1 protein-coding gene (only partly in view) is annotated in these 17,862 nt (G+C 74.1%); it reads right to left on the bottom strand.

Annotated features, from left to right (window positions below; genetic code table 11):
• Window positions 1–8 precede the first annotated feature (8 nt).
• A protein-coding gene (locus tag OV427_RS41930; protein WP_267861835.1) for an Ig-like domain-containing protein crosses the window boundary here: on the bottom strand, window positions 9–17,862 show its 3' portion. 14,186 nt of this gene lie beyond the right edge of the window; 17,854 of the gene's 32,040 nt are visible here — the last part of the coding sequence; its start codon lies off the right edge, out of view; it ends in the stop codon at window positions 9–11.

Raw genomic sequence — 17,862 nt, 5'->3', positions numbered from 1 at the left:
CCAAGCCCTCACTGTCCGCCTCCCACCGTCGGCTGGCACGCCACGTCCGCCGCGCAGTCCGTGTCGGCGCAGTCGGTGGCGCCGTCCCCGTCGTCGTCCGTGCCGCCGGTGCAGAGGCCCACCTCGTCCGCCTTCCAGATGCCCAGCGTATAGGTGCCGGAGTTGCCGGTGCTGTAGCCGTCCACGATGACCGCGACGGCCTGCCGGGCCCGCAGGTCCACCAGCACCCGGGACCAGGAGCCACTCCCGCTGTCGTCGTCGCAGGCGAGCTGCGGCCCCCCGCACGTCAGGTCCCGCACGTGGAGCACCGTGTCGTAGCTGCCCTGGATGATTTCGAGCCGGTAGCGGCCCGCCACCGGCGCCACCCACTCGTAGACGCGGTCGGACGAGCGCGCCGAGCTGCCGCAGCTGGCGGTGAAGTAGTTGGGCTGGCCCACCGTGTTGCCGGAAACGAGGGCCGGCAGGACGCTGGGAAGCAGGCCCGACGCGGGCGTGGAGCAGAACGCCTCATTGCCACCGCCCGCCGCCGAGCAGCCCGTATCCGCCGGCCAGTCCACGTGGCCGTCGCCGTCGTCATCCACGCCGTTGCCGCACACCGACAGCTCACTGCCGCCACTCGCCGCCTGGCAGCCCGGGTCGGACGGGTAGTCCGTCAGGCCGTCGCCGTCATCATCCACACCGTTGGCGCAGACGGGCGGGGTCTCCGGGTCCGTCTCGTCGTCGTCCGTCACCGAGGTACAGCCCGGCTCGGACGGGTAGTCCACCTTCCCGTCCCCGTCGTTGTCCACGCCATCCGCGCAGCGGGCCTGCACGCAACGCTCCTCGTCCCCCATCCGTCGGCACACCTGTCCCTGCGTGCACACGAACCAGGGTTGCTCCACGTCGCACGTGGAGTTCTGGATGAGCTGCCCGGAGAGCTGGAGCATCGTGTCCGACGTCCCGCTCAGCAGCAGGAAGTAGTTCGTCGGGTAGATGAAGGACAGGTCGATCACGTCCGGCGCCGACGCCAGGGTGATCCCGTCGTAACCGCAGTAGGGGCGCAGCGTCAGCGTGCTGCCGGGCGCCGTGGCCCGCAGGCTTCCCGGCCCCGGCATCCGGATGCCGAAGACGCGGTCCGGACCACAGCACACCGACTCGTCGTCCTGCGACGTGGAGAGCGGCACCTGCGTGGTGGCCGACGTGGGCTCCAGGGGATCGGCGCAGCTCTCGCCGTCCCCGTTCTCCGTCTGTCCCGCCGCGCTCGCGCAGCCCGGGTCCGCCGGGTAGTCCGCGAGGCCGTCGCCGTCATCGTCCAGGCCGTTCGCGCACAGCGTTCCCTCCGGCGGGTCGGTCTCGTCCTCGTCCTCTGGCGACTCGCAGCCCGGGTCCTCCGGGTAGTCCGCGAAGCCGTCGCCGTCGTCGTCCCGGCCGTCCAGGCAGGCCTGTCTCAGGCAGAGCGACTCTCCGCCCAACGTCCGGCACGTCGTGCCCGTGTCACAGGCGAACCACGGCTGGGCCGGGTCGCAGGTCGAGCCCTGGTAGAGCAGCCCGCCCACCCGCAGCACCGCGTCCTCGGAGCCGCTGACGACCACGTAGTACGTGCCCCTGTTCACCCAGGCCGAGGCCCTGCCGGGGTACGGCGTGTCTTCGGTGCCACCGTCCGTGCCGCCATCGGTGCCGCCGTCCGTACCGCCGTCGGTGCCTCCATCCGTACCGCCATCAGTGCCACCGTCCGCGAGGGAGCTGTTGCTTCCGCCGTTCCCTCCGCCCTGGGTGACTCCGGTCGTTCCGCAGCTCATGGCCCAGTTCGAGTGGCACACGCTTCGGAGCTCCACGTTGGCGTACGTCGCTTCCACTTCCAGGCGGCCATCGCCCGGCATGCGCACGCCGTACACGCGGTCCGGCTGCGTGGCGCCGCAAGAGAGGCGCTCGTCGTCCGCGGCCCCGGCCAGCGGCACGAGTGTCGTCTCGCCCGCCCACTCGGCGGGGCTCGCGCAGCTCTCGCCGTCGCCGTTGTTCTCGAACAGCCCCGAGCGCGAGCCGCAGCCCGGGTCCTCCGGCCAGTCGATGTGGCCATCGCCATCATCGTCCACGCCGTTGGCGCACTCCGGGAGCACTGCGGGCGCCTCCTCGTGGTCGTCCTCCGGGCTGGAGCAGCCGGGGTCCTGCGGGAAGTCGGCGAAGCCGTCCCCGTTGTTGTCCTGGCCGTCCTGGCACGCCGCGGCCCTGCAGCGCAGCTCACCCTCCTGCGTCGGGAGGCACGAGCGCGAGGAGCCGCAGCGGAACCAGGGCTGCGCCGGGTCGCACCGGGCGCCGTCGTACAGCTCGCCCTCCACGCGCAGCGTGGCGTCGCGCGGGCCGCTGACCACGAGGTGGTAGGTGCCCGGAGCGAAGGAGCGCCAGATGGACGCCGAGGAGCCCTGCGTCGGGTCGTCGGGAATCCACGCGGTGGAGCACGCGAGCTCCTGGCTGGCCTGGCCGCAGCCGTCGCGCAGCGCCAGGTGCGCATGCTCGGCGATGAAGCCGAACGAGCCCTCACCCGGAATGCGGAAGGCCACCACCCGGTCGGGCAGCCCCTGGGGCGCGCACGACAGCCACGCGTTGGAGTCCGCTCCGGCCAGTGAGATGCGAGTCTGCGCCGCGTGCAGCTCGGCGGGAGCAGAACACGTCTCGCCATCGCCGCTCTCGGACGGGGCCCCCGCCGCCACGCAGCCCGGGTCCTCCGGCCAGTCGATGCGGCCATCGCCGTCGTCGTCCACGCCATTGGCGCAGGCGGCAGGAAGCTGCGGGTCCTCCTCGCTCGAGTCTCCCGGCGACTCGCACCCGGGCTCCTCGGGGTAGTCGGTGCGGCCGTCGCCGTCGTTGTCGACGCCGTCGCTGCACTCCATGGCCAGGCACCGGTGGACGCCCTCCTCCGCCGGCACGCAGGCGCCGTGGCCGCAGACGAAGGCCGCGGAGGACGGCTCGCACTTCGCGCCGATGCCCAGCCTCGCGGTGTACAGGACGATGCTCCTGTCGCCGCCGTAGTACCAGTTGCGCAGGAAGAGGCGGGCGCTCGCGGACAGCGGCCCCACCGTCGTCATGCCGGAGGTGCAGGCCTGCTGCGACTGCTCGCAGCCATCCCGGACGCTCACGATGTCCGCCGAGTAATAGGTGAGCTGCTCCACCGGGCCGTCGAAGGGCAGCGCCGCCCACGCGCCCTGCGTGCCCCACCCGCAGTCCTGGGGCGCGTCGGAGGCCTGGTTCAGCTGGAGTCGCGTCTCCCCCGCCTTGAGCGGCACGGGCAGGTCACACGTCGAGCCCGTGCCCGACGGCAGCACCTCCACGCTCCAGGAAGACGAAGCCGCCGCGCCCGCGCGGTCCATGGCCTCCAGCGACAGCACCGCCGGTCCCGTCACCAGCGGTGTGAAGGAGGCGTACGGCTGGGAGCTCGGAGCCTCCGTGCGCTCCGCGACGGGCACGCCCCCGAGCTGGAACTCCGCCCAGGCCAGCGGCGGCCGCTCGTCCTGCAGCGACCCGGTCACCGACACCGGGGTTCCCGCCACCAGGTAGTCCAGCCTGGACAGCGCCACCGTGGGCGGCGCATTGGCTCGCAGGCCGTAGGTCCACGTCGCGGTGGACTCCGCGTCCAGCGTGTCCGCCGCGGTGGCGGTGAAGGCCACCTGCGCGCCCGCGGGCATGGTGACGGTGGCGCAGCGCTTCAGGCAGTGCTGGCTCCAGCAGGGTTCGGGCGCGGCGTCCAGCAGCGTGCCGTCCAGCCTCAGCTCCAGCCGCCCCACCCCGGCCGCGTCCGTGGCCGTGGCGCAGAGCTGCTCCGGGTAGCCGGAGATGAGCAGGTCCGTCGTGGGCTCCAGGTAGAGCTGGGGCGGTGCGTTGGGCAGCACCTCCACCGTCCGTGTCCGGGTCGTCTCGCGGCCCCGGCTGTCACGTGCGATGGCGGTGAAGACAAGCTGCGTCGCCTCGCTCCGCCGCGGCAGGGCGTAGTCCACCTGGATCCAGCTGTCGGTGCCCGAGACGAGCTCCACGCCGTTGGCCAGCAGGCGCAGCGCGGTCAGGTCTCCGTCGTTGTCGGACGCCTCCACGTACACCTGGATGACGTCGCCCTCGGACGCGGCGCTCGGAGGACGCGCGGAGTCCCAGAAGGCGACCTCGGGCGGGTCGCCGTCCGAGCGCACCACGTAGGACTGGGTCGTCTGGATGGAGCGGCCCGCCGGGTCCTTCGCCACCAGTGCCAGGGCGACGGACTCACCGAGGCGCGACTCCGGCAGCTCGAGGCAGTGGGACACGGACGTCGTGGACCAGGTCTGCGCCGTGTTCTCCGTCGAGGCCACCTCCACGCCGTCCACGAGCAGGGCCAGCGTGTAGGGGCCATGCGGGTAGTAGTAGTAGCCGGTGATGCAGTTGACGAACGGCCGCACCCGGACGTGCGCTGGCAGGCCCCACGGCAGGTCGGTGAACGCCGGGGGCGAGGAGAGGATGATGGGGATGGAGGTGGTGGCCGTGCGCCCCGCTCCGTCGACGAGCTCGGCGTGGAGCACGCCCGTCTTCGTGCTCGTCACCGTCGGCAGGACGACGGCCTGCGTCGGGTAGGCGATGGCGGGGTTGGCGACCTGCTCGCCCAGCACCGTGTCGTCGTACCGCACCGTCCAGCGGGCCGGAGCCACGGCGCCCGAGAGCATCACCTGCACGTCCGTCCGCTGGCCGGAGGGCAGCGTCCAGTTCGCACCGAGATTGACGATGGTGATGGAGGGAGCCGCTCCCTCGTACGGCGTCACGCGGACGCGCACGGGGGACGACAGCGCGACGCCGCCGTTGCCACCGCGCGCCCGGAGCTGGACGACCCACTCGCTCCCGGGGCTGGTGCCCACGGGCACCTGCAGCACCGTGCGCGCATCCCTGTCATCGAGCGACCCCAGCTCGCGGCCGTTCACCAGCAACTCCACCGAGTCCACGGAGGCGCCGGAAGTCGCACCCGCGAGCGCGAAGACGTCACCCGCGCGCACCTCGAAGCCGTCCGCCGGCGCGACGATGCGCACCGAGGGCACCGCCCCCGTGGCGGGCAGCGGGAAGCGCAGCACGCCGTTGAAGGCGTCCGCCACCACCACGTCCCCACCGCTGATCACCGCGTCGTCCGCGCGGCCCGCCGGGAAGGTGGCCACGTGCACGGGCGCGTCCGCGTCGGTGAGGTCGAAGAGCTGCACCCCGCCGCTGGCCTCGCTCAGCACCGCCAGCCGGCCGTACAGCCGCGCCCTCACCACCGGGCCCGCCGTCTGTGTCCGCACCCGGGCGGTGGCCTCCGCACCGTCCACCTGCCACGTGGTGAAGCCCTGCGCATTGCCCGTCACCAGCAGGCCGCCGTCCAGCGCCACCGCGTCCGCGGCCGTGCCCGCGAAGGTCGCCAGCCGCCGCAGCTCGCCGGAGGCCTCCACGCCCACGAGGCTCCAGCCCCCCGCGCCGTGTGCCACCGCCGCGCGGCGCTCGTCGCCCGACACGTCCACCGCGCCGCCCGACATCAGCAGCGACGCGCGCGAGTCGGACACGGGCAGCGTCGCGGTGGACACCCTGCCGCCGCCCAGCGCCCACAGCCGGCGAGCGGACGCGTGGAAGCGCGTCACCGCGCCGAGCTGGTTGAGGTGCCCGTTGTTGCCGTAATTGTATGCGTACCAGAGCGAGCCGTTGGCCTGCTCGTAGGCCTCCTGCAGCGCTGTCCCCGTGAGGACGTAGGCCGTCTGTCCCACGCGCTCCACCTGCCGCGCGTCGGTGATGCCAGAGTTGCTGTCGCGCGCCAGGAACCGCCCGGGCAGGGACAGCTCGAGGTTCGCGAGCCCCGCCGGACCGGCGGCGACGAGCACGCCCCCGCGCCAGGCCGTGAGGCCCATGGGCGGAGACGCCAGCGACTGCGTCGCCGAGGCCACCTGGGCCACGTCGGCGGAAGGCACCGGCAGCCGGCGCAGCTCCACGCCCGCCTCGGTGGCCACCAGCATCAACCCTCCGGAGATGGCCAGGTCGGTGCCGTCCAGCGGGTCCGACGCCACCACCGCCGCGTGCTGGTTCTCACGCACGTCCACCACGCGCAGCCGCGCGTCCGTGCCCAGCACGTAGACGCGGCCATCCACCACCCGCATCGCCCGGCCCTGTGCGGGCAGTCCCATGGTCGCCTGGAGGTGGAGCTGCGCGTCGTAGAGCCGCAGGGTGCGGTCCGCGAGCACCACCACGCCCGTGTCGCGCTCGGCCAGCACCGGCCCCGCGCCCACCCAGTCACTGTAGGTGTCGTACGGTCCGGTGGGCTGGCTCGGCTGGCGGAAGTGGGAGAGGACCCAGCCGTTGTCCGTGTAGACGATGCCGTCGACGTGGGCGGACAGCGCCCGGCCCTGGGTGCCGTTGAGCAGCGACACGTACGGACGGGACGGGTCGCTCACGTCGACGGTGTAGAGGTAGCCCTGCTGCGACGGCGTCGCGTAGGCCCTCCCCGCGTACGACACGACCTGACCCAGGTCGCCGTCAGCGTGGCCCACCTTCACGGGGCTGGCCGGCGTCGAGACGTCGATGACGTCCAGGCCTGCTTCCCCGTAGGCCAGCAGCACCACGCTCCCCACCACCGCCAGGGACAGCGGGCGGCGCGGCGCCAGGTACGTCCCCACGGGAGTGAGCGAAGGCGTCGGCCCCCGGCCCAGCGTGCCCACCGCGAAGCCGGACGCGGTGCGGGCGTACACCGTGTCCCCGCTCACCGCGAGCTGCTCGGCGCCGGCGAACGTGCCCGCCACCACCGTGCCGGCGGGAGGCGCCGCGGGCGCCAGCACCGTCCAGAGCGCCTGCTGCGTCCGGACGTTCCCCGCGCCATCGGTCGCCGTCGCCACCAGACGCAGCTGCGTGCCGGCCGGCGTGGACGCGGGCACGGCGTAGCGCAGCACCGCGCCGCCCGTGGCCACCTCGACGCCGTTGCTCAGCAGGGACTGTGAGATGCGCGGCGTCCCCGTCGTGTCGGTCGCCGTGGCCGTGGAGCTCAACCACGTGCCGGCGGCGATGCGGTCGAAGCCTGCGGGCTCCAGCACGAGCGACAGCGTGGGCTCGGCCAGGTCATCCACCACCAGCAGGGACAGGCCTACCGGGGCCGACTCGCGGCCCTGGTCGTCCACCGCCACCGCATCCACCAGGACGCTCCGGGAGCCCACGCCGCGAGGCATCCGCAGCGAAGCCTCGTAGGGCACCGTCATCGTCCGCTGCTGCTCCACGCCATCCACCCGGAAGCGCACCTCGCGCACCAGCACCGGCAGCGTGGAGGCGAGCACCACCACGCGCGAGCCTTCCAGGATGGGGCCCGAGCCCCGACGCTCCACGGAGGAGACGACGGGCGCCGTGCCCGCATCGTCGCGTATCCACACCTGCGCCTGCACCGCCGCGCCGCGACGGCCCTGCGCATCCACCGCCACCGCCGTCACGGTGACTCGCGTGTCCGCGCCGACGGAGGGCGCGCGCAGCACGCCGGCCCAGGCGGGCGCGGTGAAGGTGACCGGGGCCTGCCCCTCCAGCGTCACTTCCACGGCGGCCACGCGCGCCGGGTCCACCGCCACCGGACGCACCGCCAGCTCCGTGCCCTCCCGCACCTCGGACGGCAGCTCCAGCGCCAGCAGCGCCGGGCCCATGCCTCCATCCACCAGCGTCACCGTCTGCTGCGACAGGCCCACATTGCCGGCCAGGTCCCGCACCCGCAGCGTCACCTGCGCGGAGCCTCCCGTCAGCGGCAGGTCCACCGAAGCGGGCAGCGCGCCGTCCAGCACCTCCACCACGCGGCCATCCACCAGCAGCTCGGCCGTATAGGCGTTGAGCGGCTCGGCTTCGTCCTCCACCGAGGCCACCAACGCCAGCCGCGAGCCCGGAGCCGCCGTCGCGGGCAGCTCCAGCGACACGCGCGGCGCGCCCGGCCCACGGCCCAGGCCCAGGCGCGACAGCTCCAGGTCCTTCACCGCGAACACCGTGCCCGCCGCCGCCACCGCGCGGCCCGTCAGCGCGGGGAAGAGGCCCGCCGTGCGAGGCACCGCCCGAGCATCCATCACCGTCAGCCCGGCGTCGCTCCCCAGCATCAACCAAGGGCCCACCGCGTGGACGGACACCGCCGCCGGCGCCATCGCCCGAGCATCCGTCAACGTCAGCACGCCGCCAGCCAGGGTGAAGCAGCGCAGCTCCTCGCCTGCCGTGCACACCCGGTCCGCACCGAGCGCCGTCACCGCCACCGCGCCCGCCGCATCCGCCGAAGCCACCACCCGCGGCGCCGGAGGCACGGACAGGTCCACCACCACCACGCGGCCCCCTGCCACCGCGTACGCCGTGTCTCCACGGACGGCCAGCGCGGCCACGAAGCCCAGCGCCAGGCGGGCGCTCAGCGCGCCGTCGCGAGCGCGCACCTCCAGGCCCTCGTCGGAGCCCACCACCATGCCACCCCGGAAGCCCGCCACCGCGAGCGGCTCGCGGCGCAGGGCGACGCGGGCCACCGGCGACAGGTCCGTCGCGGAGAGCAGCTCCAGCGCGCCCTCCCCGTCCTCCACCAGCGCCACGGCCACGCGGTCCGCCGCGAAGGCCACCGCCACCGGTGCGCCTTCCAGCGTCCGCTGCGCCGCGAGGGCTGCATCCGCGCGAGCATGCAGCTCGACGCGGGCCTTCCCACCGCCGTTGCTCCGCAGCACCGCCAGCCGCTCACCCTGGAGCGCCAGGTCCACCGCCGGCTCCACGCCGGTCAGCGCATGGTGCGTGGCCGCTCCGCTCGCGAAGAGGGCCAGCGTCCCGGTCAGCTCGTCGGACGCCGTGCCACCCAGGCCCGAGGCCAGCGCGGACAGGCGCACCGCCGCGCCCTCGGGCGCTGTCGGCAGCACGTAGTCCTCCGCGGGCGTGACGGGCACCGCCACGTTGCCCACGTAGAGCTGGTGCGTGACGGAGGTCGCGTCGCTGGAGTCCACCTGCGCGCGCAGCGACGAGCCGCCCGCGAACACCGGCCCCTGGGGCGAAGCGGACATGGACACCACCGGCGCCGGCAGGCCGCTGTCCACGATGTGGAGCTGCCGCTGCGACGCGGCGCTCTGCTGCCCCGTCGCGCTCTCCGCGACGGCGCGCAGTGCCACGTAGCGGCCTTCCGGTCCCACCACGGGCAGCGTGAAGGTGTGGCTCCAGGGCTCGCCCGTGAGCACCACCTCCTGGCCGTCGAGCGACAGGCGCACGAGCCGCGCGCTGGCGCGGCCCGACACCTCGAGGTTCACCTGGAGCTGGGAGCCCTCGGTGTACACCGCGCCATGCCCCGGGTACGTGATGCTGACGCGCGGTGCGTCGGCGGGCTCCACCGTGAGCGTCCGCGTGGCCGTGCCCGTGTTGCCGCGCGCGTCCGTGGCGACGACTGTCACCACCACGTTCCGGTTCTCCGTCACCGCCGGCGCCGTCCACCGCAGCACCCAGGGCGACAGCGTCAGCGGCTCGCGCGCCACGCCGTCCACCGTGAACACCACGGAGCGCACCGGGTTGTGGTCCGCGGCCTGCACCGCCAGCACCACCGTGCTGCCGGACACCACGCGCACGTCCTCGCCCGGCGAGGTGAAGGAGACCTGGGGCGCGGTGACGTCCGGCGTCACCGTGAGCACCACGGGCGCGGAGCTGCCCACGAGGTTGCCCTCGTCCGTGGCCAGCGCGGTGAGCACGCGCTCCACCGGCGCCGCGCCCACGGGCGCCATGCGCAGCCGGTGCGTCAGCGTGGCGCTGTCGGACGCAAGGCCGGTGACGCGCTTCTGCGACAGGCCGTCCAGCCGGAGCTCCATGCTGCTCAGCCGCGTGTTGTCCGTCGCGGAGACGGCGACCTCCAGCGGTGCGCCCTCCTCCAGCGTCAGGTGCGGCACGGCCGGCGCGGTGATGGACACCGTGGGCGGCACGTCGTTCACCACCTGCACCATCACCGTGTACTGCGCCGTGTTGCCGGCCGAGTCCTCCGCCACCGCGACGAGCTGCGAGGTGCCGCCCACCTTCTCCGCCGGCCACTGGTACGTGAAGCCATTGCTCCCGCCCTGCACGGCCACGCCGTCCACCTTGAGGGTGAGGGCGCGCAGGCTCCGCGAGTCGTCCTCCGCCGTCACCTCGAACACGTGGTCCACCTGCGCGGTGAAGAGGTCGCCCGTCTCCACCGGCCGGCCCGTGCCTCGCATCACCAGGCCCACGGATGGAGCCACCGTGTCCACCGTGCGGAACGTCCGCGACGCCGCCGAGTTGTCGGGGACCGCGTTGCCGCCCAGGTCGGTGACGCCCACCACGCGGAGCCGGTACCACGTGGTCGGCGGCAGCGGCGACGACGGCACCAGCGTGAGGCCGAGGCCATCCGCGTCCACCGTCACCGTCGAGGGCTCCGCCACGCCCGTGGCCGTCCGCTCCAGCCGCGCCAGGGCGACGCTCGCCGGGTCGATGGGCTCGTTGAAGCGCACCGCGAACACGCTGTCGAGCGGCGTGCTCTGCCCGCCCTGCGCCACCTCTATCGGCTGCCACGACACCACCGACGGCGGCTGCGAGTCCGCGCGCCGCACGGCGTTGGCCACCACCACCGGCGCGGTGCCCGCCTGCGACAGCTCCACCGTCACGAAGCCCGCCGCGCCCCCCGGCACCAGGAAGGCCAGGGACGTGTCACTGGTGGCATTCGACGGCACCGTCACTCCGTCCACCTTGACGGAGAGGCCGCGCGTGAAGCCGGAGCCGGTGAGCGTCACCCACCCGCCGCCCAGGTCCACGCGCGACGGGGACACGCCCGTCACCTGGAGCGGCGCCACGTACACGAAGCCGCCCGGCACCCGCAGCCGCTCGCCCGCGTCCGTGCGCAGCTCGACGGTGACGGGGCCGGCCACCTGCGCCGCCGGAGCCCGCACGCGCAGCAGCGTGGCCATGGGGCCCTGCTGGAGCGGCGCGGGACGCCCACCGAAAGTCACCCCGGACACGGCCTGGAGGTTGGCGCCGGTGAGGTCCACCAGCAGCTCCCCTCCCAGCCCACCGTGGTCCGGAGCGATGGCGTCCACGCGCATCAGCGTGTCCGCCACGCCGCCCACCACCGGGAAGCGCCACGGGCCGCGCAGCCCGCCGCCCACCGCCGACGTCGCCGCGAGGGCCGCCTCGGCCGTGTACACCGCGCCCGGCTGCAGCTCGGAGGACGGCGTGAAGCCCACCGTGAAGCCCGTGTGGGAGGGCTCGCCGGACACCGGCGTGGAGCCCTGCGACAGCGACAGCGTGCTGCTGGTGGCCAGGGCCTGCGGCAGCAGCGGCGACACCGCCACGGACACGGTGCCTCCCGGCGGCAGCGCTCCGCCCGGCACCGGCGTGGAACCCACCGTCACCGGATAGGGCAGATGGAACAGGCGCAGCTCCCACGGGCTGGCCACCGCCGCGACTCCCGCCGCCACCACCACGCGCTGGCCGGAGCCGCTCAGCACCGGCGCCCACGTGCGCTCCACCATGCCGTCCGTGGTGTCCACCCAGGACAGCCGCTCGTCGCCACCCAGCCACGCCCACGGGCCGGACAGCGACACGGCCAGCAGATCGTTGCTCGTGCTGCTGGAGGCGAAGCTGCCCACGACGGCCGGGGCCTCCAGCTCCGTCGCATCCACCAGACGCGCCTGGTGCCCCAGGCCCAGCAGCAGCCGGTTGCCCTCGGCCGCCAGGGAGAAGGCGCCATCCGGCAGTCCGTCCACCTGTCCCAGCAGCGTCAGCTCCGCGTCGTCGAAGCTGCGCAACTCCAGCCGCGACGTGGAGCCCACGTCCACCAGCACGGCCAGCGCTCCGCGGATGCGCTCCATCGCGCGGATGTTGCCGCCCGGCAGGTACGCGCGCGCCACCACCTGGAAGGTGCCGTCCACGCGGCCCAGCAGCGCCACCTCGTTGCCGCCGCCAATGGCCACGTACGCCGCGCCCGGCGTCGCGACGATGGAGGTCGGCACCACGTCGCCCGGGGACAGGGAGATGCGCTCCCGCTCCTGGAGCTCACACGGCACGCGCGGCGCGGAGCCGCAGGCGCCCACCTCGTACCGCACCACCACGCCCGTGCCCGCGAGGAAGGCCACGTCCCCGCTGACGGCCAGCGCCGTGGCGTACGGCACGCCCGGCACGTCGCCCAGCCGGTCCGGGCTCTCCGGAATGGACAGGTCCACCGCCACCAGCCGGCCGTTGTCCGCCATCAGCAGCGCGGAGCCCACCCGGGCCAGCGCCTCGGCGCCCTGGCCGTACGTCACCAGCGGCTGCAACGTGAAGGTGAAGCCGCCCGTCCGCACCGCGCTCACCGGGCCACCCGGCGCCGGAGTGGAGACGCGCACGTCCACCGGGCCCGTGACGTTGCCCGGCACCTTCACGCGCAGCACCTCCGCGGACAGCAATTCCACGCTGGCCGCGGGCACTCCGCCGAACGTCACCTGCGAGCCGCCGTAGAGGCCCTGCCCGCGCAGCGTGACGAACTCCCCGCTGCCGAAGGGCGCCGTGTCCGGCGTCAGAGAGGTGATGGCGGGCGGCGAGAGGTAGCGGTACGCGCCCAGGCGCAGGGCGGACAGGCCACCCACGTTCACCACCTCCACGGACGCCGGGCCGGCGGTGCCCGGAGGCACCTGCACGGCGATGGAGCGGCCATCCGCCGCCACCGACGTCACCAGGGCCGGCGTGCCCCCGAAGGACACCGCGCACCCGGCGACGAAGTGCTCGCCCAGGACGGTGACGGTGTCGCCACCCGCTTCCAGGCCGAAGGCCGGCTCCACGCGGGCCAGCACGGGGCGCTCCGCGTTCGCCGCGCTGGCGGTGCGGAAGCGGACGTCCACGTCCACGCCCAGTTTGCCGCCCTCGAGGTTGGCCAGGTCCTGGCCGATGTGCAGTCGGTGCACCGTCGACGTGGCCAGCGGAGCATACGGCTCCAGCACCACGTCCGCGCCTTCCGTCGTGGCCATCACCCGCCGGGCCACCGCCACCGGCGTGTTCGAGCCGTCATCCCGCGTCAGCGTGACGGCGTCCGCGGTGTTGAAGTCCGGCAGCTCCGACAGGTGCACGCGCACGGGCTCGCCCGGCGCCACGGTGTCTCCGTTGGCGGGCGTGGTGCCCACCAGCTCCAGGTGGTCCAGCGCCACGGCGGCCAGCGAGCCCGCCAGCGTGCCGCCCTGGTCCGAGGCCTGCTCCAGCGGCAGCTCCACCGACCGGCCATTCACGTCCAGCAGCAGCGTGCCCACCAGGAGGTAGTTGTCGGCGAAGGCCAGCGTCCGCGCATCGCCCACCACCTGGGCGCGCTCCAGCGCGTAGGGAGGCAGGCCCACCGGCACCGCGAAGCGCTGCACCTTGCCGCCCCCCGCCGCCACGTAGGCCACGCCGCCGGACACCCACGTCTGCTCCGCGGACATCCACGTGCGCCCCTGCGCATCCGTCAGCACCAGCTGGCCGGCCGGGGCGGGATTCGCCGGGTCCACCAGCTCCACCACCGCCACCTGCTTCGCCCGGCCCAGCGACGCGTAGGCGCGCGTGCCGCTCGCCGTGAGGTGCAGCGCGGGCGCGGACAGCGGGAAGGTGCCCACCTGCGGCAGCCCTCCCTTGCGCGCGTCCAGCACGTGCAGCTTCGGCGCGCTCTCGTTGCCGTCCGCCACCAACAGATAGGGGCCCCAGGTGGCCAGCGCATTCGCTCCGCCGGACACCGCGTGGCTGCCCACCGGCAGCGGCGCGTCCGTCTCGCCCAGCCGGTACACGGAGACTCCCGCGCCGTCCGCGACGAAGAGCAGGTCGTCCCGCACCAGCACGTCCCGCGCCGCCGTGGTGACGCCCAGCGTGGTCGTCACCACGGGCGCGTCCACCTGCGACACCTCCACCACCTTCACGCCCGCCGCGCCCGCGGCCAGGTAGACGCGGCTGCCGGCCTTGGCCAGCCGCCGTACGCCGCCCGACACCGGAACGGTGAGCTTCTTCACCTCGGTGATGGTGGGCAATTCCGACAGACGGGCGATGAGCAGCCCGCCCTCGGACGTGGCCCGCGACGCCTCGTACACGGTGCCGTTGGCGCCGACGATGGCCGTCTCGCCGCCCAGCGCCGCGTAGGCCACGCCGTGGTCCACCAGCACCTGCGCCACCGGCAGCGTGGGCAGCCGCGACACCGCGCCCGCGCCGTAGATGAACGAACGGGTCAGCACGGAGGACTGGCCCGGCAGCGTCGCCGTGACGTCCACCAGCCCCGCGGCATGCGGCGGCACGCGCACCACCGCCTGCTCCATCGATAGCACTCGCACGTCGAAGGACGGCGTGGTGTCGAAGCGCACGGCCAGCCCGGGCACGAAGCCCTTGCCGGTGACGACGATGTCCTTGCCGCCCTGCTGCGGCGACTGGTCCGACGACAGCGTGAGCAGACGCAGCGGCTCGCGGTAGAGGAAGCCGCCCAGCCGCGCGTCGCGAAGCCCCGACGGCGTGTCGATGACCTCCACCAGCGCCGGCCCCGCGGCGGCGCCCACGGAGGGCGGCACCGTCACCCGCAGCGTGTCGTCCGCCAGCCACTCCACCGCCGCCGCCTGGCCGCCCACCCGGACGGACGTGGCGGCGCGGAAGCCCGCGCCCGTGAGCAGCAGCGTGGTGTGCGCGTTGGACAGGCCGGACGCCGGCTCCAGGCGGGTGATGATGGGCTTCAGCGCATCCGCGCCCGTGACGTGGAAGGTGGAGTGCACCGGCACGGCGAGCGGCCGGGTGTCGAACGCCTTGATGCCCGTGGACAGGTCCACCTGCACCTCGTCGCCCGGACGGAACGGGACGGACGGCTGGAAGACGAGCGTGGAGCCGCGCACGGCGAACACCACCTCGCGCGAGCCCTGCACCACGCGCCAGCCGGTGCCGTCATTGGCCTGCACGGTGAACGTCTGCGACGTCACCGACTCCGGCGACACCGGCAGCGTGAGGCGCGCCTGGATGAGCGTGCCCGGCGGGGCCAGCCCACCCTGGGGCGGGTCCAGCTCCACGGCGAGCAGGTCCGTCGGCGGAATCTCGATGACCGTCGCATCGCCAGCAGTGGCGGCCAGCAGCGCTCCGCCAGCGAACGTCAGGCCCATCACCGGCGAGCCCAGGTCCGTGGACTGGAGCACGCGCGGCGCGGACTCGTCGCTCAGGTCGAAGACGTAGAGCTTCGTGCCCACGCTGACGTACGCGCGACCCCCGCGCACCGCCAGCCGGCTGCTCACGAGCTCCTCGTAGGGCCGCGTCCCCGACAGCACCGTCGTGCGCCCCACCCGCGTGCCCGTGCGGGTGTACAGCGTGAGCGACAGGCCGGAGCCCGCGCCGCCCACCACCTGCGACGTCAGCGTGTAGAAGCGGTCCGGCCCCAGGTCCAGCGCCAGCGCGTCCGCGTCCAGCACGACGGACTCGGGAGGAGACAGCCGGGGCCCCGTCGCGTGGAAGCGCTGGATGACGCCCGCGCTGCTACCGGGGTCCGTCACGGACACGTAGGCGTCCGCGCCCTCCAACCGCACGCCCGTGGCCCGGCCGTACGTCACCGCCCGGTCCGCGATGAAGGGGAACCCGGGGTCGGACACGTCCACGACCACCAGCCCCAGCTCATCCGTCGCCAGGTACGCCAGCGCACCGGACACGTCCAGGCCGCGCACGGGACGCTCGGTGCGGACTCCACCCAGGCGGATGGGCCGCTCCTCGATCTTCACGTCGAACAGCTCCAGCCCCTCGTAGCCGCTATTGGAGACGCCCACGTACAGCGTGTCCCCGGACAGGCGCAGCTCCGACGCCACCCTCGGCGGGAAGCCCGGCAGGTCCAGCGTGGTGCCCACCGGCATGTCGTACGAGAACAGGGCCACCCGCACCGGCTCCTCGCCGGGCCGCACCAGCTCCACCGGCGCCAGCGTGGCGTCATCCACCGCGGGCGTGGTGAAGCTCAGCGACGTCAGGTCCTCGATGTCCACGTCCACCGCGTCCCGGCCACCGATGCGCACCTGCGTCCCGGGCGCCAGCACCTGACCTGAAACAGCCAGCCGCACGCGCGTCCCGCCCTCAACCGGCCCGTGGTCCGGAGACAGCGCCACGCCCGCGCCCTCCAGCGGGTCCAGGTACAGCACGGACGACGGCAGCAGCGCCGAGGGCCCACCCTGGTCCACCACCTCCAGGTCCGCGGGGCCGGCCTCGGCCATGGCGGGCGCGGTGACGCGCAGCTCCGTCTCGGAGACGACCTGGAAGCTGGCGGACTGTCCGCCCACGCGCACCTGGGCCACGCCGCCGAGGCGCTGCCCCACCACCGTCAGCACCGTGCCTCCCGCGCGCGAGGCCGCGGAGGGCGCCACGGACACGAGCACAGGCAGCCGGCTGCCCGCCGCGCCCGTCCGGAAGCCGAGGCTCAGCGGCACCAGCAGCGCGCCTCCGCGCTGGTCCGTCACCCGCGAGTCCACCTCCAGCCGGTACGCCAGGTTCGCCGCCAGCGCGGACTCCGGACGCACCACCAGCGTGGAGCCGGAGATCTCCAGGTCCACGTCCACGGCTTCGTCATCCGCTCCGAGCAGCCGGACGCTCGCGTCCGTGAAGCTGGCTGCGGCGAGCGGCCGGTTGAAGCGAACCACCAACTCCACGCCCTCGGGCGCGACCAGCGACTCCCGCGCGGGCGCGTAGCCCGTCACGTAGAGGAAGGGCACGGACAGCTCCGTCACGCGGTCCCTGCTGGCCAGCAGCAGCCGGTCCTGCACCGCCGCCGAGTCCCACGCCGGCTCCGGGTTGCCGCCGCTCACCAGCTTCGGCGCGCGCGGCTCCGACACGTCCACCAGCACCACGCCACCGTCGGCCGCGGAGACGAAGAGCAGGTCGCCCAGCATCCGCAGCCGCTGCGGGTGACCCGGCTTGTTGGACAGCGCGCCGTCGAAGGGAATGCTGGCCGTGTCGAGCTTCCGGGGATGGGCCGGGTCGGCCACGTCCACGAAGATGAGGCCGTACTCGGCGGCGGCGACAATCGCCACGTCGCGCACCACCACCACGTCCGTGAGCGAGTACGGGAACGTGAGCGACGCCTCCACCGAGGCGCCCGGACGCGCGGAGCCGTACACGAGCAGGCTGCCCGAGGGCGGATCGCCGGGAATGAAGCGAGCCTGCTCACCCGAGGCCGTCCCCGTGACGGACGTCTCCGGGGGCGGCGGCAGCTTCATCGGGTCATACGGCTCGGGCGGGCAGAAGTAGAGGCCCTCGTGCCGGCCCGTCACGACGAACGCGCGGCCCAGCGCCAGCGCTGCGCCGAACACGTCCGTCGCGGACGGAAGCGCGCCGATGCGCACCGGGTCATTCGCGGTGCGCGCGTCGAAGAGCATCACCCCGCCGCCCGTGCCGTAGGCCGGGGGCGTCCCCGGGCAGCGGCCCTCCGGGTCCATCGTGAGCACGGTGCCCAGCACCCAGGCGCCCGTCGGCGTGGGCAGCACGCGGGTGGCGTGCATGCCGTCCGAGCCCCCCTCCAGCGAGGCCCGGCCGAGCAGTGGCAGCCCCAGCGTGTCCGTGGCGTCCAGCACCGCGAGGCCGCTCAAGCCGTTGGCCACGTACAGCCGGCCATCCCTCGCCGCCACGTCCAGCGAGTCGGGCATGATTTCGATGTCCGGCAGCGGCTCGTCGCGCAGGTAGCCCATCCGCAGCGCGAAGTAGCGGTCCACCAGCGCGTCCGGCGCATCGACGACCTGCGCGCCCGAGGTGCGCGGCCGGCCCGCCAGCGTCGCGTCGTACACCACGGCGCGGAAGGACTCTGGGATGACGCCCTGACCGGTGATGGCGCCGAGGTACGGCTGGTCGAAGCGGTTGCCGTTGCCACCGGCACCGGCCGCGGCGAACACCTGCAGCGGCTGCTCCGGGTTGACGAACAGCGCGCGCGGGCGCACCGAGACGGCGCGCTCCTCGCCG

This window comes from Pyxidicoccus sp. MSG2, from assembly GCF_026626705.1.
Classification (GTDB): Bacteria; Myxococcota; Myxococcia; order Myxococcales; family Myxococcaceae; genus Myxococcus.
The sequence above is the reverse complement of the archived record's forward strand: the minus strand, read 5'-3'. Positions and strand labels throughout refer to the sequence as shown.